General features: G+C 73.1%; 14 protein-coding genes, 1 tRNA gene and 1 pseudogene. 14 read left to right on the forward strand and 2 right to left on the reverse strand.

Annotated features, from left to right (window positions below; genetic code table 11):
- Window positions 1–34 precede the first annotated feature (34 nt).
- The 4 genes from ABZW03_RS01765 (at window position 35) to ABZW03_RS01780 (ending at window position 4,539) form a co-directional block, all read left to right on the forward strand.
- Window positions 35–655 carry a Uma2 family endonuclease gene (locus ABZW03_RS01765; protein WP_355250554.1) on the forward strand — a complete coding sequence of 207 codons (621 nt, stop codon included), beginning with the start codon at window positions 35–37 and terminating at the stop codon, window positions 653–655.
- Between the two features lie 28 nt (window positions 656–683).
- Window positions 684–1,652: a 16S rRNA (adenine(1518)-N(6)/adenine(1519)-N(6))-dimethyltransferase RsmA gene (gene rsmA, locus ABZW03_RS01770; RefSeq protein ID WP_355250557.1), complete on the forward strand. Its 969-nt coding sequence runs from the start codon at window positions 684–686 to the stop codon at window positions 1,650–1,652.
- Window positions 1,649–2,566, forward strand: a complete 918-nt coding sequence (locus ABZW03_RS01775; RefSeq protein WP_355250560.1) for a 4-(cytidine 5'-diphospho)-2-C-methyl-D-erythritol kinase — start codon at window positions 1,649–1,651, stop codon at window positions 2,564–2,566. The genes rsmA and ABZW03_RS01775 overlap by 4 nt, the downstream gene beginning before the upstream one ends.
- A 122-nt stretch (window positions 2,567–2,688) precedes the next feature.
- Window positions 2,689–4,539 carry an ABC-F family ATP-binding cassette domain-containing protein gene (locus ABZW03_RS01780; protein WP_355250563.1) on the forward strand — a complete coding sequence of 617 codons (1,851 nt, stop codon included), beginning with the start codon at window positions 2,689–2,691 and terminating at the stop codon, window positions 4,537–4,539.
- Window positions 4,540–4,616: 77 nt separating this feature from the next.
- Here ABZW03_RS01780 and ABZW03_RS01785 read toward each other — a convergent pair whose 3' ends face one another.
- Window positions 4,617–6,707 carry an FUSC family protein gene (locus ABZW03_RS01785; protein WP_355250566.1) on the reverse strand — a complete coding sequence of 697 codons (2,091 nt, stop codon included), beginning with the start codon at window positions 6,705–6,707 and terminating at the stop codon, window positions 4,617–4,619.
- 535 nt (window positions 6,708–7,242) lie between these two features.
- Between ABZW03_RS01785 and ABZW03_RS01790 the strand changes: the two genes are divergently transcribed.
- The 5 genes from ABZW03_RS01790 to ABZW03_RS01810 all read left to right on the forward strand — a co-directional run bounded on the left by ABZW03_RS01790 (window position 7,243) and on the right by ABZW03_RS01810 (window position 13,851).
- A complete protein-coding gene (locus ABZW03_RS01790; RefSeq protein ID WP_355250569.1) occupies window positions 7,243–7,758 on the forward strand; it encodes a hypothetical protein in 516 nt (171 codons plus the stop codon).
- Between the two features lie 43 nt (window positions 7,759–7,801).
- A complete protein-coding gene (locus ABZW03_RS01795) occupies window positions 7,802–9,427 on the forward strand; it encodes a hypothetical protein (RefSeq protein ID WP_355250572.1) in 1,626 nt (541 codons plus the stop codon).
- Window positions 9,428–9,527: 100 nt separating this feature from the next.
- The gene (locus ABZW03_RS01800; protein ID WP_355250575.1) at window positions 9,528–10,922 is read left to right on the forward strand and encodes a S8 family serine peptidase; all 1,395 of its coding nucleotides are present in this window, start codon (window positions 9,528–9,530) and stop codon (window positions 10,920–10,922) included.
- A 6-nt stretch (window positions 10,923–10,928) separates the two neighbouring features.
- The gene (locus ABZW03_RS01805) at window positions 10,929–12,293 is read left to right on the forward strand and encodes a S8 family serine peptidase (protein WP_355250578.1); all 1,365 of its coding nucleotides are present in this window, start codon (window positions 10,929–10,931) and stop codon (window positions 12,291–12,293) included.
- Between the two features lie 151 nt (window positions 12,294–12,444).
- The gene (locus ABZW03_RS01810; protein ID WP_355250581.1) at window positions 12,445–13,851 is read left to right on the forward strand and encodes an MFS transporter; all 1,407 of its coding nucleotides are present in this window, start codon (window positions 12,445–12,447) and stop codon (window positions 13,849–13,851) included.
- Between the two features lie 38 nt (window positions 13,852–13,889).
- On the opposite strand, the gene ABZW03_RS01815 is transcribed toward ABZW03_RS01810, so the two are convergent.
- Window positions 13,890–14,486: a flavodoxin family protein gene (locus tag ABZW03_RS01815; protein WP_355250584.1), complete on the reverse strand. Its 597-nt coding sequence runs from the start codon at window positions 14,484–14,486 to the stop codon at window positions 13,890–13,892.
- Between the two features lie 122 nt (window positions 14,487–14,608).
- On the opposite strand from ABZW03_RS01815, the gene ABZW03_RS01820 reads away from it, so the two are divergent.
- The 5 genes and pseudogenes from ABZW03_RS01820 to ABZW03_RS01840 form a co-directional block, all read left to right on the forward strand.
- Entirely contained in the window at window positions 14,609–15,133 is a 525-nt protein-coding gene (locus ABZW03_RS01820; RefSeq protein ID WP_355250587.1) for a helix-turn-helix domain-containing protein, read from the forward strand.
- A gap of 137 nt (window positions 15,134–15,270) precedes the next feature.
- A tRNA-Thr gene (locus tag ABZW03_RS01825) sits at window positions 15,271–15,346 on the forward strand.
- Window positions 15,347–15,517: 171 nt separating this feature from the next.
- On the forward strand, window positions 15,518–16,186 hold the full coding sequence (locus ABZW03_RS01830; RefSeq protein ID WP_355250590.1) for a LuxR C-terminal-related transcriptional regulator: 669 nt from the start codon (window positions 15,518–15,520) through the stop codon (window positions 16,184–16,186).
- A gap of 138 nt (window positions 16,187–16,324) precedes the next feature.
- Complete coding sequence (galE, locus tag ABZW03_RS01835) at window positions 16,325–17,287, forward strand: UDP-glucose 4-epimerase GalE (RefSeq protein WP_355250593.1); 963 nt, start codon at window positions 16,325–16,327, stop codon at window positions 17,285–17,287.
- A gap of 306 nt (window positions 17,288–17,593) precedes the next feature.
- A pseudogene (locus ABZW03_RS01840) lies at window positions 17,594–17,937 on the forward strand (hypothetical protein); the annotation flags it as partial.

Below are 17,937 nucleotides of genomic sequence, written 5' to 3' on the forward strand. Positions count from 1 at the left end.
GCTGGCTAGCATGAGTGCAGTGAGGGAGGTGGCAATGACCGCCGAGCCGATCAACGAACCCGTCGAGCCTGTCGATGAACCCGTTGACGATCTCCCCGAGTGGGTGCGGGCGCTGTCCCAGGACTGGACGTACGAGCAGGCCAAGACCCTCGACCTGCCGTTCGATTGGGATCTGGTGGACGGAGTCATCGTGGTCCGGGGGCAGACGAATCAGTGGCATGACCAGGTGCGGGACCGGCTGTTCATGGCCTTGTTCGCCGCGCGGGTGTTGCCCTACGCGGCCAACGTCGAGCGTTGTGTGCTGTTGGACAAGGACAACACGACCAAGCCGGATGTCGTCGTGTTCGACAAGACCGGCCTCGACGTCTTCGAGCTGGAATGCGTTCCGCCCGAGGCTGTGGCACTCACTGTCGAGGTCGTGTCCTACGGCACGAGGGCTGCCGACCGTTTCCGCAAGCCCGGCCAGTACGCCGAGAAGGGCATCCCCTACTACTGGCGCGTCGAGCGGGGCATCGACAACCTGCCGATCGTCCACGAGTTCCACCGGGACGAGGAGAAGGGCGTCTACCTGCCCGTCGCGCAGCACGAGGGCGTGCTCCGGACCTCGCTCCCGTACCCCGTGGAGATCGACCTCGCGAAGGTCGTCGAACTGTGAGTTCCCCGCGCGCCCGTATCCTTGGCGCGTGAGCACCACCGACCCCACCTCTGACAGCCGCCCCCAGCCTCCGGCCGGGGGGACCCCCTTGCTGGGCAGCGCCGACATCCGGGAGCTGGCGGCCGCGTTCGGCGTGAAGCCGACCAAGCAGCGCGGGCAGAACTTCGTCATCGACGGCAACACCGTGCGGCGGATCGTCCGGGCCGCCGAGGTGACGGCCGAGGACGCGGTGGTGGAGGTCGGGCCGGGGCTCGGCTCGCTCACGCTGGCGCTGCTGGAGGTGGCGCGGCACGTGACCGCGGTCGAGATCGACCCGGTGCTGGCGCAGCACCTGCCGGACACCGTCGCGGCCCGGATGCCCGGCAAGGCGGACGCCTTCGACCTGGTGTTCAGCGACGCCATGGAGGTCACCGAGCTGCCCGGGCCGGCGCCCACCGCGCTGGTCGCCAACCTCCCGTACAACGTCGCGGTGCCCGTCCTGCTGCACATGCTGGCGACCTTCCCCAGCATCGAGCGGACCCTGGTGATGGTGCAGAGCGAGGTCGCCGACCGGCTCGCCGCCAAGCCGGGCAACAAGGTGTACGGCGTCCCGTCGGTCAAGGCCAACTGGTACGCCGACGTGAAGCGGGCCGGCGCCATCGGGCGGAACGTGTTCTGGCCCGCCCCCAACGTCGACTCCGGGCTGGTCTCGCTGATCCGCCGCGAGCCGCCGAAGACCACTGCCAGCCGCGAGGAGGTGTTCGCGGTGGTCGACGCCGCGTTCGCCCAGCGGCGCAAGACCCTGCGCGCCGCGCTGGCCGGCTGGGCCGGCTCCGCCGCCGGTGCCGAGCAGGCGCTCGCGGCGGCCGGCATCGACCACAAGCTGCGCGGCGAGATGCTGACGGTCGAGCAGTTCGCCGCGATCGCCGAGCACAAGCCCGCCGCGCACGAGCCCGCTGCGCACGAGCCCGCTGCGCACGAGCCCGCTGCGCACGAGCCCGCGAAGGACGCCACGTGATCACCGTACGGGTACCGGCCAAGGTCAACGTCCAGCTGGGGGTCGGCGGGCTGCGCGCCGACGGCTTCCACGACCTGGCCAACGTCTTCTTCGCCGTCGCCCTCGGGGACGAGGTCACCGCCACCGCGGGGGAGGGCGTGACGCTGAGCTGCACCGGGCCGGACGCCGCCGTCGTCCCGCTGGACGACAGCAACCTCGCCGCCCGCGCCGCCCGGCTGCTCGCCGCCCACCACGGCATCGCCGACCCGGGCGTGCACCTGCACATCGCCAAGGCCATCCCGGTGGCCGGCGGGATGGCCGGCGGCAGCGCCGACGGCGCGGCGGCCCTGGTCGCCTGCGACGCGCTCTGGCAGCTGGACACCCCGCTCCCGGTCCTGCTGGAGCTGGCCGCCGAACTCGGCTCCGACGTGCCGTTCGCCCTGCTCGGCGGCGTCGCGCTGGGCCGCGGCCGGGGCGAGATCCTGGAGCCGCTGGCCGTCGAGGGCACCTTCCACTGGGTCTTCGCGGTCGCCGAGGGCGGCCTGTCCACCCCCGCCGTGTTCCGCGAGTGCGACCGGCTGCGCGAGGAGGCCGGCACCGGCTCCAGCGACACGGACGTCCCCACCCCGGGCGCCGACCCGGCCCTGCTCGCCGCGCTCGCCCAGGGCGACGCCGTCGCCCTGGCCGCCGCGCTCGCCAACGACCTCCAGCCCGCCGCGCTCTCGCTGCGCCCCGCGCTCGCCGCCACCCTGCGGGCCGGCACCGAGGCGGGCGCGCTCGGGGCGCTGGTCTCCGGCTCCGGCCCGACCTGCGCCTTCCTGGTCAAGGACGCCGAGGCCGCCGCCGCGGTGGCCGACGCGCTGCGGGCCTCCGGCACCTGCCGGACCGCGCACGCCACCCACGGGCCGGTGCCGGGGGCGTCCGTCGTCGGCTGACGCGGCGGAGCCGCCGCGGCGGGCCCATTAGGCTGGGGAGATCGGGGCGTCCCCGACAGGGGTGCCCGGCCGTCGAGTCGGCGGGCCGCCCCGCGACCGCCGAACCCAGGAGCGCAGCACACGTGGCCGTCAACCTCGCCACCATCGAGTCCGTCACGAAGGTCTACGGCACCCGCACCCTGCTGGACGCGGTCAGCCTGGGCGTCAGCGAGGGCGACCGGATCGGCGTCGTCGGCCGCAACGGCGACGGCAAGACCACCCTGATCCGGATGCTCGCCAAGCTGGAGGAGCCCGACGGCGGCCGGATCACCTGGAACGGCGGCCTCCAGCTGGCCGTCCTCACCCAGCACGACTCGCTCGACCCGAAGGCCACCATCCGGCACGAGGTGATCGCCGACCGGGCCGACCACGAGTGGCTCGGCGACGCCCGCATCCGCGACATCATCGAGGGCCTCTTCGGCGGCCTCGACCTGCCCGGCTTCGCCGACGGCCTGGACACCGTCATCGGCCCGCTCTCCGGCGGTGAGCGCCGCCGGATCGCCCTCGCCAAGCTGCTGCTCGGCTCGCCCGACCTGATCGTCCTCGACGAGCCCACCAACCACCTCGACGTCGAGGGCATCAACTGGCTCGCCGAGCACCTCCAGAAGCGCCGCTCCGCGCTGGTCTGCGTCACCCACGACCGCTGGTTCCTCGACCAGGTCTGCACCCGGATGTGGGACGTCCAGCACGGCGAGGTGCACGAGTACGAGGGCGGCTACTCCGACTACGTCTTCGCCCGCGCCGAGCGCTCCCGGATCGAGGCCGTCGAGGAGCAGAAGCGCCAGAACCTGGCCCGCAAGGAGCTGGCCTGGCTGCGCCGCGGCGCCCCCGCCCGCACCTCCAAGCCGCGCTACCGGATCGAGGCCGCCAACGCCCTGATCGCGGACGTGCCGGATCCGCGCGACACGTCCGAGCTGATGAAGTTCGCCAACGCGCGGCTCGGGAAGACGGTCTTCGACCTGGAGGGCGTGACCGTCAAGGCGGGCCCGAAGCTGCTGCTGGAGAACGTCACCTGGCAGCTCGGCCCCGGCGACCGGATCGGCCTGCTCGGCGTCAACGGCGCCGGCAAGACCTCGCTGCTGCGCGCGCTGCGCGACGCGTACGCGAGCGAGGGCGACGTCCAGCCGGCCTCGGGCGTCATCAAGGTCGGCAAGACCGTGCGGCTGGCCTACCTGTCGCAGGAGGTCGCCGAGCTGGACCCGGCGACCCGGGTGCTGCAGGCCGTCGAGCAGGTCCGCTCGCGGGTCGACCTCGGCAAGGGCCGGGAGATGAGCGCCGGCCAGCTGTGCGAGCAGTTCGGCTTCGGCAAGGACAAGCAGTGGACGCCGGTCGGCGACCTGTCCGGCGGCGAGCGGCGCCGGCTCCAGCTGCTGCGGCTGCTGATGGACGAGCCCAACGTGCTGTTCCTGGACGAGCCCACCAACGACCTGGACATCGAGACGCTCAACCAGCTGGAGGACCTGCTCGACGGCTGGCCCGGCTCGATGATCGTCATCAGCCACGACCGCTTCTTCATCGAGCGCACCACGGACACCGTCCAGGCGCTGCTCGGCGACAAGAAGATGCGGATGCTGCCGAACGGCGTGGACGAGTACCTGGAGCGCCGGGCCCGGATGGCCGCCGCCGCGGCCGCGGCCGCCGCTTCGGCGGGCTCGGCGGGTGCCGCTGCTTCGGCCGGCTCGGCGGGCTCGGCTGCTGAGGGGGCTGCTCCGGCGCTGTCCGGCGGGGACCTGCGGGCGGCGAAGAAGGAGATGCAGAAGCTGGAGCGGCAGATCGCCAAGCTGGACGAGAAGGAGTCCAAGCTGCACGCCCAACTCGCCGAGCACGCGGCCGACTTCTCCAAGGTCGCCGAGCTGGACGCGCAGCTGCGCGCGGTCCGGGAGGAGAAGGAGGAGCTGGAGATGGGCTGGCTGGAGCTGGCCGAGCAGGTCTGATTCGGGGCCTGTTGTCGGCGGGCTCTGTTCCCGTCGGGCTCTGTTCTAGGCCGGCTCTGCTTGCGTCGGGCTCTGTTCTAGGCGTCGGGTCGGGTGCGGAGGAGCGCTTCGAGCTCCTCCGCGGCGCGGCCCAGTGCGCTGCGGGTCGGGTCGTGCGGGGTGGTCGGAAGGGGCGTTCGGTCCGTTCGGTCCGTTCGGTCCGTTCGGTCCGTTCGGTCCGTTCGGTCCGTGGGGGCCGTCCGGGGTGTCGGCGGGCGGTGCGCCCGGGCGGCGGCGGTCAGTTCGTCCAGTGCGTGCCGCACCCGGTCGACCTCGGCCGGGTCCGGCACCCGGCCGCCGTACCGGATCTGCGCCGCGAAGGCCGCCACCGCGCCGCCCAGCCGTTCCAGTGCCGCCGTCGCCGGCAGCCACCGCTCGGCCAGCCGACCGGTGGGCGGCGGCTCGGACAGGCCCTGCTGGACCTCCCGGCGGGCGTCGGCCAGTGAGCGGTAGGCCGTGCGGCGCAGCCACACGTGGGCGACGGCGCTCTCGGTCGAGGCGTCCTCGGTTGAGGCGCCCTCGGTCGAGGCGCCCTCGGTCGAGGCGTCCTCGACGACGGCGTCGAGGTAGGCCCGCAGCGCCGTCGTCGCCCTGATCAGCTCGGGCTCGATCCGGTGGCGCGGGCGCTCCGGCCACAGCAGGTAGCCGAGGAGCAGGACGATCGCGCTGGCCAGCACGGTGTCCAGGACCCGGGGCCAGAACTCGGCGGCGCTGCTCTGCCCGCCGAGCTGGAGCAGGACCAGTGCCATCGGCGTCATCACCACGGTGTTCAGCCCGTAGTGCGCCGCGGTGGCGTACGGGAGCAGGGCCACGCAGCCGGCGGCCATCGCGGTCAGCGCCCACTCGTCGGTGGCGGCCAGGAGCAGCGCCGCGGTCACGGCCACCCCGAGCACCGTGCCGACCGAGCGGCTCACCGCCCGCAGGAACACCGAGCCGAGGTCGGGCTTGAGCACGAAGGCGATCGTCATCGGGACCCAGTAGCTCTTGCTGAGCGGGAAGTTGGCGGTGAGCACCGAGCCGGCCGCGATGCACAGCGCGACCCGCAGGCCGTACCGGACCGATCCCCGGGACAGCAGCCGCGCCCGCAGCCGCCACGGGTCCGGCGGCGGCGCGGGGGCGGTGCCGAGCCGGGTGTCGCGGCCGGCCACGGTGTCGGCGGCGGCGCGCAGGGCCGCGTCCAGGGCCTGCCGCGAGGGGGTGTCGGGCCGCCAGTCGGGGACGGCGACCTCGCCGCCGCCCTGCCGCACGGCGGCCGCCAGCCGGTTCGGCACCTCGGCCACCTCCGGCGGGACGGGGCGGCGGGCCCACAGCAGGCCGGTCGCCGCCTCGGTGGCGGCGAGGGCGGCCTCGTACATCCGGGCGCGGCGTTCCTGGCGGGTCCGGCGGTCCTGGCGGGTCCGGTCGTGCCTGTGGTGCCTGGCGTGCCTGTTGTCCCGGTCGTGCTGGTCGTCCCGGAGCCTCGGGCCGAGGAGGTCCTGGAGCTGGTTCAGCCGGGCCGTCAGCACCTGGCGCGAGGCGGGCGCCCGTGGGCCGCCGAGGTCGGCGAGGGTGCGGCCCAGCGCGTCGTACGCGGCCGCCAGCGCCCGGTTGCGCGGATCCGCGGCGGGCCGGTTCGGCGCACCCGCCGGCAGCCCGAGCAGCACCACGAACGCGGCCCCGAGCAGCATCATCGGCGCCGCCGCCCACCACGGCTGCGGCAGCGGCATCCCGCTGCCCAGCGCGGCCGACACCAGCAGCAGCATCCCGCCCGCCGAACCGCGCGGACCCGTCGCGCTCAGCGCGCCCGAGGCGAAGGCGGTCAGCGTCAGCACGACGCCCAGGAGGAGGCCGTCCGCGTCGGCGTGCTGGAGGGCGGTGCCGATCAGCATGCCGGCCGCCGAGGCGAGGACGGCCGTCCCGATCCGGACGGCCCGCGGCCCGGCCGGCTCCACCCGGTCGTTCATCGTCGCGTGCATCGCCCCGAGCCCGGCGAACACGCCCAGGTCCAGCCGGTGCACCAGCAGCCCGACCGCGAGCGGCACCGCCATGCCCACCGCCGCCCGCACCATCAGCGCCACCGGCACCGGCGGCCGCGCGGGCCGCACGGCACGGGCCCACCAGGGGGAGGGGGAGGCGTCGGGAGAGCTCACGCGGTCACGTCCGTTCTGCGGCCTTGGGTCGCTGCTGTGCGACATTGCGCGGCAGATGGGGCGTACCGGGCCAGTCTACCCAGGGCTGCTCCGGCGGTTCGTACGTGTCAAGTTCGTACCGATCGCGTACGGGCGGGCCAAGGGCCCTGCCGGTCCGACAGAGGTGGTGGCTACGATGACGGAGGCGGAAACCGTCCACAGGGCGGACGGTGTGCCGACCAGGACGGTACGACCCAGAAGTTGACGGTGTGTTGCGGCGGGAGCCGCCCGGGGCGCCCCGGGCGTGACCGGCCGTACGGGGGAGAGGTGAACTGCTGTGGCAGGCAATGGTGCAACTAGTTCGGGGACGCCGACTCCTTCGCCGAGTCCGTCGCCCAGTCCTTCGCCGACGCCCTCGGCGACTCCTTCGCCGAGCCCGTCGGCGAACCCCTCGCCCAGCCCTTCGGCGAGCTCCGCACCCAGCCCGTCGTCCAACTCCGCACCGAGCCCGTCGGGTACCGACCCGAACGGCCACGGGAGTTCCGACGCGCCGTACATGCTGGAGCAGAAGCTCCCGTGGCCGCTGGGCGGGATCGACCTCGCCCCCATCGTCAGCACCCATCAGACGAACACCAGCGCCAGTGATCTGGTGGCGGCCTTCGGCGCGCAGAACGTCCAGATCGAGCTGCAGACGCTGAAGACGTTCGCCGGGAAGGTCGAGGCGCTGCTCGCCGCGATGGAGGGCTCGGCGGCCGCGCCGTACAAGCTCCAGGAGCAGAAGGTCACCCAGGGCAGCTTCGTCAACGGGGCGGACGCGGGGAAGTTCCCGGAGGCGGTGGCCCTGAACACCGCCTACGGCAAGGTGCACGAGCAGCTCGTCAAGCTCCACAAGGACTTCGTGTCCCAGATCGAGGCGATGACGGCGGCGGTCGCGAAGACGGCCAACTCGTACGCCAGCAACGAGGAGCAGGCGACGGCCGCCCAGAACGCGGTGGCGCAGCAAGCGGGCGTCACCTCGCCGTCGGCGGGGTCGAGCGGGACGGCACCGACGTCCAAGGACATGAACCTCTGACAGCGGTGCCGGGAGAGACGTACGGGGAGACGGGGAGCAAACCATGGCAGGAACGACAGACTTCGGCGGCGTCGACCACGCCGTGCTCAAGGGAATGGTCGACGGCGCGAAGCCGTCGGAGGTGCTGAAGCGAGCGGGCCAGCTCCAGGACGCCGGACGCGTCCTGTCGGAGCTCAGCACGGCGCTCCAGGCTCACCTGGGCAAGGTCACCTGGGAAGGCCCGGCGGCCGAGAACTTCAAGACCTGGGTCGGCAACCTGTACAAGTCCGCGGCGATCATCTCTCAGCACGCCACGACCGCCGGCGGCGCGATGACCCAGGCCGGCGAGGCGCTCAGTACTGCCCGATCGGCGGTGCCGAAGCCGCCGGAGACCGAGATCCAGACGATGAACAAGCACAGCAGCCAGTCGAGTCTGCCCAACATTCCCCAGCTCGCCGTCGGTCAGACCGCCGACCAGTACATGAAGTCGGTCAACCCCAACTGGGTGACCACAGCGGAGTTCAACCAGGCCAAGGCGAAGGTCGAGAAGGAACACCAGGAAGCCATTCTCCAGATGGAGAAGCTGGCGCAGGCGTACAGCGCGGCGACGACGACGCTGAACGGGATCGACGACAACGTCGTGCTGCCGGGGACGCCGGGCGACAAGGGTAGTCGTGACGGTACGACGGCTATCCCGTCAGGTAGCGGGAGTGGTGTCGGCGGGGGTGGTTCAGTCCGCAGCCCACGTACTGGCGCTGGCAGCAGCGGCGGAAGCGTTTCCGACCCGTCCGGCGGCGGAAGCTACGGCGGCGGCAAGGTCCTGCCCCGTGACCCGGGTTCGGGCGCCCCTGGCCCCTCCAACCCGGGCAACACCACGCCGCCGCCGCACAGCGGCGGCGGCCAGCTGCCGTCGGCACCGCAGGACCCCGGGACGGCGATCCCGCCGTCCTACCCGTCGGAGCCGGTCAACCGTCCGGGCACCGACCTCAACAGCCTGCCCGTGCCGACCCTTCCGAACCAGACCGGTCCGTACGGCCCGTACGGACCGGGCGGCGGTCAGCTGCCGACGGACGGTCCGACCGGTCTTCCCGGCTACCCGAGCGGGCCGAACGGCCCGAACAACGGACCCGGCATTCCCGGAGGCGGCCCGGTGCCGGGGATTCCGACCGGACCGGGTGGTGGATCCCTTCCGACCAAGGGCGGCGGCCAGGTCCAGCCGCGTACGACCCCGTTCGGCGGAACTCCGGGGCAGGGCAAGAGCGGTACCCCGGGGCTGCCCAGCGGGACGGTCTTCGGCAACCGTGAGGCGGGGCCGGGCGGCGGCCGGGTCGGTGGGCCCGGCGCGGGCGGCATGCACCCCGGTATGGGCGGTGCCCACGGCGGTGCGGTCGGTGCCGGCGGCGGCTCGCGCGGCCGGGGCCTGTCCTCGACCACCGGCGGGACGGTCGGCGGCCGCAGGGGACCGACCGCCGGCGGGGAGTTCACGCCCGGCGGCACCGGTCTGCGCAACCGCGCGGCGGCTGCTGGCGAGGGCGGCGGCCAGTCCAGGCAGAACGGCATGATGGCCCCCGGAACGGGCCACGGCGGCCGGAACGAGCGCGACCGCCGCAAGCGGGCCGACTACCTGCACGAGGACGAGGAGACCTGGACCAGCGGTACGCCGCACAGCAACCCGGACGTGATTGAGTAGGACGGCGACACACTGCCCGGCCACTGGGCACCCCCAGTGGCCGGGCAGCCTTGTTCGGGGCACGCTTCCCGGTCGACGGAGAGATTGACGAGGAGTTGTGATGGGGCGGACGAACGCGCGAGCGCGTTGGCGGGCTGCTGCTGCGGCGCTTCTTGCGGCGGGAATCATGGTCGGCCCTGCCGCAATGCCAGCACTTGCAGACGGTTCGATCCGTTCCAGCCAATGGCATCTGGACGCCATGCACGCCCCGGACATGTGGAAGACCACAAAGGGTGACGGGGTCATTGTCGCGGTGATCGATGGAGGCTTCAAGCTCGATCATCCGGACCTGGTAGGGCAGTTTTTGCCGGGCAAGGACTTCAGCGGTAGCGCCAGCGGTTTCGGATCCGATGCTGAAGGCCACGGAACCCAGATGGCAAGCCTTATCGCGGGGACCGGCAAGGGCCAAGGAGGGGCAGGGGCGTACGGGCTGGCACCTGGAGTCAAGATCCTGCCCCTGAAGATCGCCAACGGCGCTGAGGGTGCGTTGGTCTCGGCGGACTTCCTCGGCCAGATCGGCCAAGCGGTTGACTACGCCGTGAGTCAGGGGGCCAAGGTCATCAACATCTCCCAAGGCATCGCCGCGGTGAGAACCTCGCCCGAGAACGTCGCCACACTGACTCGCATTCTTGCGAATGCGAGGGCGAGGGGGGTGTTGGTGGTGTCCAGTGTCGGGAATTCTGCGCGAGATGGAAATCTCGCAGAGTATCCGGCCGCTCTGCCCAATGTCGTCGGTGTTGGGGCGATCAATCGGAGTGGAACCGTGACTGCGGAGTCCCAGACTGGGCCGCAGGTGGCTCTCGTGGGACCGGGCGAGGACATGGTGGAGGCCTGTATCTCCGAATCCGGGTACTGCAAGAGTCACGGTACGTCCGACGCGACTGCCCTGGTCTCCGCGTCGGCGGCGCTGGTCTGGGCGGTCCACAAGGACTGGACGGCCAATCAGGTCCTGCGGGTGCTCATCAATACGGCGAGCAGGCCGAACGGGGGAACGGTCCGTACGAATGACGCCGGTTGGGGCGCCGTGCGGCCTCGTATCGCGTTGACGGATCCGGGGGATCCCGGGCCGGCGGACGTGTCGCCGCTTCCGGCCGACGCGGTTGTGCCCTCGGCTGCCCCGTCGCCTTCGGCGAGTGCGTCCGCCCCCGCGTCGTCGGCACCGAGTCCTGCGGGAAGCCCGACCGATGTGGCAGCGGGCGCCCCGACGGCGCAGCCGACAGCGGAGAAGTCGTCGGGGTCGAGCAGCACGCTGCCGATCGTGGCGGCTGTGGTGGCTGCTCTGGTTCTGGCGGCCGGTGTGGTGTTCGCCGTGATGCGCCGCAGGCGGACCCCGGCCGCGCAGCCTGCGGCGGCCCAGGTGCCGCCGGTGCCGTCGCAGCAGCCGATGGGAGCTGTGCCGCCTCCGCCGTCGTACCAGCCGCCGGTGCCGCCGGAGGACAATCCGTACGCGAGGTAGTTCGAGGTGTTGGGGGACCGGTTGAGGTGGGTTCGTCGGCTCGCGGCGCTTGGCGGCGCGAGCCTGTGCGTGGTGGGGGCGGCGGTGACGCCGGCCGCCGCGGACGGCTCGATTCGTGCCGATCAGTGGCACCTGGATGCCATGCATGCTCCGGAGATGTGGAAGATCTCCAAGGGGCGGGGCGTCACCGTCGCGGTGATCGACGGCGGGTTCAAGCTGGATCATCCCGACCTGGAGGGGCAGTTCCTTCCGGGCAAGGACTTCAGCGAGAGTCCGGGTGGGGTCGGGTCCTACAAGGAGGGCCACGGCACGCAGATGGCCAGCCTCATCGCGCGTACCGGGAAGTCGGACGGCGGCAGGGGGGCCTATGGCCTTGCGCCCGGTGCCAGGGTCCTCCCGGTGAAGATCGCCAACGGATCCGAGCACGCGGTCGTCTCGGCCGATTTCCTGGACCAGATCGGGCAGGCCGTGACGTATGCGGTCGAGCAGGGTGCCAAGGTCATCAACATCTCCCAAGGAACGGCCGCCGTCACGACTTCTCCGGCTGATGTGGAGAAGCTGAACAGGATCTTGGCCTGGGCTCGGGCGAAGGGCTCGCTGGTGGTTTCCAGCGTCGGGAACTCCGGAGACAAGGGGAACCTCGTCGAGTACCCGGGAGCCCTGCCCAATGTGGTCGGTGTGGGTGCCTCGGACCGGAACGCCACGGTCACCGCCGAGTCCGAGCGCGGACCGCAGGTCGTTCTCGTCGCCCCGGGTATGGACATCATCGGGGCCTGTGCGAGCCCGACCGGGTACTGCAAGAGCCACGGTACGTCGGATGCGACCGCCCTGGTTTCCGCCTCGGCGGCACTGGTGTGGTCGGTGCATCCGGACTGGACGGCTAATCAGGTCCTGCGGGTGCTCATCAACACCGCCGGGAAGGCGAACGACGGGGCCGGTCGCAATGACATCGTCGGCTACGGCGCGGTGCGGCCGCGGATCGCGTTGACGGATCCGGGGGATCCCGGCCCCGCCGACGTGTCGCCGCTCGCGGCCGACGTGGTCGTGCCGGCGGCGGCCCCGTCGCCTTCGGCGAGTGCGGTCGCGGCTGCGCCGGTCGCGCCCGCGCCGGTGGTGCCGAGTCCGGCCGATGTGCCGACGGTGCAGCCGCAGGCCGAGGTGCCGGCGCCGGCGGGTGGCAGCACGCTGCCCGTCGTGGCGGGTGTGGTGGCCGCGTTGGTGCTGGTGGCCGGTGTGGTGTTCGCCGTGATGCGCCGCGGGCGGAGGCCGGGCGGGCAGTCGGCGGTGTACGGTCCGCCGTTGCCCCCGCCGCCGCCTCTGCCGTCGTACCAGCAGCCGGTGCCGCCGGAGGACAACCCGTACGCGAGGTAGCGGTAGCGGCGGACGGAGAAGCAGGGGCAGCGGAGGGCGTCGGGGTGACCCGGCGCCCTCGTGTGTGTCGGGGGCGTGGGGCGGCGGGTGTGCGCCGGGGTCACTCGGGTGGCGGCTGGTGGGGGTGGGGCGGGGTCGTGAGGGTGGTGGTATGGATGCGGAGGGTGCTTGGCGGGTCGGGCAGGTGCGGCGGGCGGCGGGGGCGGCGCTGATCGGGACGGCGATCGAGTTCTACGACTTCTTCATTTACGGGACGGCGGCCGCGCTCGTGTTCGGGCCGGTGTTCTTCCCCGGGCTGGGCACGGTGGGGGCGCTGCTGGCGGCGTTCTCGGTGTACGCGGTGGCGTTCCTGGCCCGGCCGGTGGGGGCGGTGGTGTTCGGGCACTTCGGGGACCGGGTGGGGCGGAAGACGACGCTGGTGGTGTCGCTGCTGCTGATGGGGCTGGCGACGGCGGCGGTGGGGCTGCTGCCGGGGTTCGCGGCGTGGGGGTGGTGGTCGCCGGCGGTGCTGGTGGTGCTGCGGGTGTGCCAGGGCGTCGGCTTGGGCGGGGAGTGGGGCGGGGCGGCGCTGCTGATCGCGGAGAACGCGCCGGCCGGGCGGCGGGGGCGGTACGGGGGTTTCCTGCAACTGGGGCCGACGATCGGGTTCGTGCTGGCGAACGGGGTGTTCCTGGCGCTGCAACTCGGTCTGGACGAAGGGGCGTTCCGTGCGTGGGGTTGGCGGGTGCCGTTCCTGGCCTCGGTCGTCATGGTCGCGGTGGGGCTGTTCGTCCGACTGCGGGTCGAGGAGTCGCCGCTGTTCCGGGCGGAGGAGCGCCGGGAGCGGCTGCCGGTGCTGGAGGTGCTGCGCGAGCACTGGCGCCCGGTGCTGGCGGGGGGCGGGGCGATCACCGTGGGGTACGCGCTGTTCTACCTGACCACGACGTACGCGCTGGCGTACGCGACCACCGGGCTCGGGGTGCCGAGCGCCCTGGTGCTGTCGATGCTGCTGGCCGGCGCGGCGGGGATGGCGGCGACGGTGTGGCTGAGTGCCGCGTACAGCGACCGCTGGGGGCGGCGCCGGACCCTGCGGTGGGCGACGGGTCTGGCCGCGGTCTGGTCGCTCGTGCTGTTCCCGCTGCTGGAGACGGTGAGCCGGCCGCTGATGTTCGTCGCGCTGGCAGGGGCGATGGTGGTGCTGGGCGGGATGTTCGGGCCGCTGGCGGCGTTCCTGCCGGAGCTGTTCCCGACCCGGGTGCGCTACACGGGCGCGGCGCTGACGTACAACCTGGGCGGGGTGGTCGGCGGGGCGACGACACCGCTGGTGGCCACCCGGCTGACCGGGGCGTACGGGACGGCCCAGCCGGTGGGCTGGTACCTGGCGGCGCTGGGGGTGCTGGCCCTGGCGTGCCTGCGGAGGCTGCCGGAGAACACCGGCGCGGAGCTCGGCTCGGTGACCGGGGCGTCGGACGGGTCGTCGGACGGATCGGTGGCCGGGTCGTCGGACGGACCGGTGGACGGGCCGCTGGACGGCGGAAGCCGCCGGGCGCCCCGGTGGGGGGCGGATCCGGCGGCGTAGCGACGCTGGCGGCGCGCCGGCGCAGCGGCGCCGGGGCGTCAGCCGGCCAGGGCGGCGCGGCCGGCCAGCAGGACGGCGGTGTGCCGGGCGACGCGCTCGCCGAGGTGCTCGGCGGTGGCGATGTCGGCCTTGTGGACGCCCTCCGGGCCGGCGTCGGTCGGGGAGGAGGCGGCGGCGCCGTTGAAGAAGCCGAGGCGGTTGAGGTCGTTCTCGGAGGCGGTGGTGGCGTTCCAGCCGGGCTTGAGGCCGAGGTTGACCCAGTTCATGCCGTGCTGGGCGGCGAGGGTCTGGAAGAAGCCGAGGGTGCCGGCCTTGTCGCCGCTCTTGGAGCCGGAGTTGGTGAAGCCGGCCGCGACCTTGTCCTTCCAGGCGTCGGTGAACCAGCGCTTGCTGGTGGCCTCGGCGAAGACGTGGAAGGCGCCGGAGGCGGTGCCCATGTAGGTGGGGGAGCCGAAGACGATCGCGTCGGCGGCGTCCAGCTGGGCCCACTGCTCCTCGGTGATGGTGTCGACGGCGATCCGGACGACCTCGGCGCCGGCGTCGGCGGCGCCGCGGGCGACGGCCTCGGCGATCACGGCGGTGTGGCCGTAGCCGGAGTGGTAGGCGAGGGCGACGGTCGGACGGACGGCGGTCATGGGGCACTCCAGGGGGGACGGGCACGGGGCGGCGGAGGTGGCCCCGATCGGTCTCTAATATAGACCAGGTCTCTATTGGTTACCAAGGGTGGATTGGAGACCTCCGCGGCTACGCTGGAGGCATGACGACGGAGGAAGCGGTCCGGCCCGGGGCCGGACGGCCCGCGGAGCGGGAAGCGGCAGGCGGCCTGCAGGCGGACGGCCCGCAGGCGGACGGATTGCGGGCGGACGGCCCGCGGGAAGGCGGCCTGCGGGAAGCCCGCCCGCCGGAGGAGGGCCCGCAGTACGACGTGTTCGCCCGGCTCTGCCCCAGTCGCGACCTGTTCGCCGAGCTGGCCGACAAGTGGTCGATGCTGATCCTGATGAGCCTGCTCGGCTGCGGGCCGCAGCGCTTCTCCGAACTCCAGCGCGGGGTCGGCGGGGTCAGCCGCAAGATGCTCACCCAGTCCCTGCGCAACCTGGAGCGCAGCGGGCTGGTGCTCCGGACGGTCTTCCCGGAGACGCCGCCGCGGGTGGTCTACGACCTGCTGCCGCTCGGCCGGGAACTGGCCGAGCTGCTCGCGCCGGTCGGCCGGTGGACCGAGCACCGTGCCGGGCGGATGACGGCGGCCCGCGAGGAGTTCGACGCGGCGCACGGCGAGGACTGAGCCGCCGAGGACCGGCCGTCGCGGGGAGGCGGTTCGGCCGGTCAGGGCGGCGCGGAGGCCGATTTCCCTTCCGGGCCCGCAGCCGTGTAATGTCTTCCTTGTTCGAGCGGCCGGGAGAAACACCGGCAAGCGAGCAAGCCCCTATAGCTCAGTCGGTAGAGCGTCTCCATGGTAAGGAGAAGGTCTGCGGTTCGATTCCGCATGGGGGCTCCACTGAAAGACCCTCGCCTCGCGGCGGGGGTCTTTCGCGTTCTCCGGCCGGTTCCGCACCCGTCGACACGCCACGGCCTAGCGGGTCGGGTACGGAATGCGCTGTGATGGTGCGTCATCGGCCGCCAGCCCGAGGGGTGCGGGCGCGAGCCGGACCCCGACCGGGAGGGCGTCATGGGTGTTCGACTCGTGGTGGTGGACGACCACCGGCTGCTGGCCGAGGCGCTGGCCACCGCGCTCCAGCTGCGCGGCCACCGGGTGCTCGCGGTCGGCTCCCCGGCCGGCGTCGCCGCCGACCTGGTGGTCGGCCGGCGGCCCGAGGTGTGTCTGCTGGGGGTGGCCGCGCCGGCGGAGTCGGGTGCTTTCGACGGGCTGCGCCGGATTCGTCGCGAGCGCCCCGAGGTGGCCGTGATCGTGCTCGGCCCGGTGGGCGAACTGCGCGCGGTGGCAGGGGCGTTCGCGGCCGGCGCGGCCGGCTACGTGCCCAGCGACGAGCGGATCGAGGTGGTCGAGCGGGCGATCGGACGGGCGCGCGCGGGCGAGGCCGCGGTCGCGGTGGACGTCCTGCGCGGCGCCTTCGACCACCTGCTGCGCCCGGCGGCCGAGCCGGACGACGAGGCCGTCCGGCTGCTGCGGCTGCTGACCCGCCGTGAGGTGCAGGTGCTGGCCCGGATCGCGGACGGCGAGGACACCGCGGCGATCGCCGCCGGGATGCGGATCGCCGCCAGCACCGCCCGGACGCACGTCCAGCGGGTGCTGATGAAGCTCGGCGCGCGGACCCGGCTGGAGGCGGCCGCGGTGGCGGCGCGCACCGGCCTGCTGGAGCGGATGGCCGGTGGCTGAGGGGCCGGCGGGACGGCGGGAGAGCGGCCGTCCGCATGGTGCGGAGCACCCCGGTGGGGTTGGGAGAATGACCCCCGTCGTACGCATTCCGTCGACGGCTTCCGCCCGGGCGGACCGTCGTTCGCTGGAGGTCGCAACATGAGTAAGTACCTGGTCACGGGTGGCGCCGGCTACGTCGGCAGTGTGGTGGCCGCCCACCTGCTGGAGGCGGGGCACCAGGTGACCGTCCTGGACGACCTCTCCACCGGTTTCCGTGAGGGCGTCCCGGCCGGTGCCGAGTTCGTCGAGGGGCGGATCCAGGAGGCCGACAAGGTCCTGGACGGTTCCTTCGACGGTGTGCTGCACTTCGCCGCCTCCTCGCAGGTCGGCGAGTCGGTCGCGGACCCGGAGAAGTACTGGCGCAACAACGTGGCCGGCTCGCTGGAGCTGATCAGCGCGATGCGCGCGGCGGGCGTGCGCAAGCTGGTCTTCTCCTCCACCGCCGCCACCTACGGCGAGCCGGAGGCCGTGCCGATCGCGGAGACCGCCCGTACGGCGCCGACCAACACCTACGGCGCCACCAAGCTCGCCGTGGACCACCTGATCACCGGTGAGGCCGTCGCGCACGGCCTGGCCGCCGTCTCGCTGCGCTACTTCAACGTGGCGGGTGCGTACGGCGCGTACGGCGAGCGGCACGACCCCGAGTCGCACCTGATCCCGCTGGTCTTCCAGGCCGCGCTGGGGCAGCGCCCGCACATCGCGGTGTACGGCGAGGACTACCCGACCCCGGACGGCACCTGCATCCGCGACTACATCCACGTCGCCGACCTGGCCGAGGCGCACCTGCTGGCGCTGGACGCGGCGAAGCCGGGCGAGCACCTGATCTGCAACCTGGGCAACGGCAGCGGCTTCTCGGTGCACCAGGTGATCGAGTCGGTCCAGCGCGTCACCGGCCGGGAGATCCCGGTGCGGGTCGAGGGCCGCCGGGCGGGCGATCCGGCGGTGCTGGTGGCCTCGGCCGCCCGCGCCCGCGAGACGCTCGGCTGGACCCCGCGCCGCCCGAACCTGGACGAGATCGTCGCCGACGCCTGGAAGTTCACCCTGGCGAAGAACGGGCAGTGAGCGACGGGCAGCGATGAACAGGCGGTGAACAACGGCCGGTGAGCCGTGGCCCGTTGGGAGGAATCACCGCGGGCCTGCGGTGGCCGGACGGTCCAAGTCCGGCCACTCACCCGCCTCCTGACGAAACTTCACCGAATCGCCACGAGCGGGTTTCCCGCCCCGTAGGCTGAGGGCGGTACCGGTGGGGGCCGGCGCCCATGCGGCCTCACCGACCACCGGTGGGCGGGCGGAACGGCGGGTCCGGAACGCGGATGCCGGGCCGGTCCCCGTCCCCGGGCTCGGGCGGTGTGAGCAGGGGGAGGGACGATGGGGCGGATTCGCGTCCTGGTGGTGGACGACCACCGGATCTTCGCCGAGGCGCTGGCCGCGGCACTGGCCGCCGAGCCGGACGTGGAGGTGGGGGCGGCCGGCAGTGCCGCCGCCGCCGAGCGGGCCTTGGAGCGCGCGGCCGGCGAGGGCCGGGCCTTCGACGTGGCGCTGATCGACGCCGACCTCGGCGCGGAGGCGCCCGGAGCACCCGGAGCGCCCGGCCCCGCCGGGCCGCCGGCATGGCGGTGGAGGCGTCCGATGCGCTGGAGGAGCAGGTCCACAGATGGGTCACACACCCTTCACCCGACGGCCAGGCTCCGACACTCTTCCGTTCGTGATCC

Source organism: Kitasatospora sp. NPDC004799, assembly GCF_040609095.1.
Taxonomy (GTDB): Bacteria; Actinomycetota; Actinomycetes; order Streptomycetales; family Streptomycetaceae; genus Kitasatospora.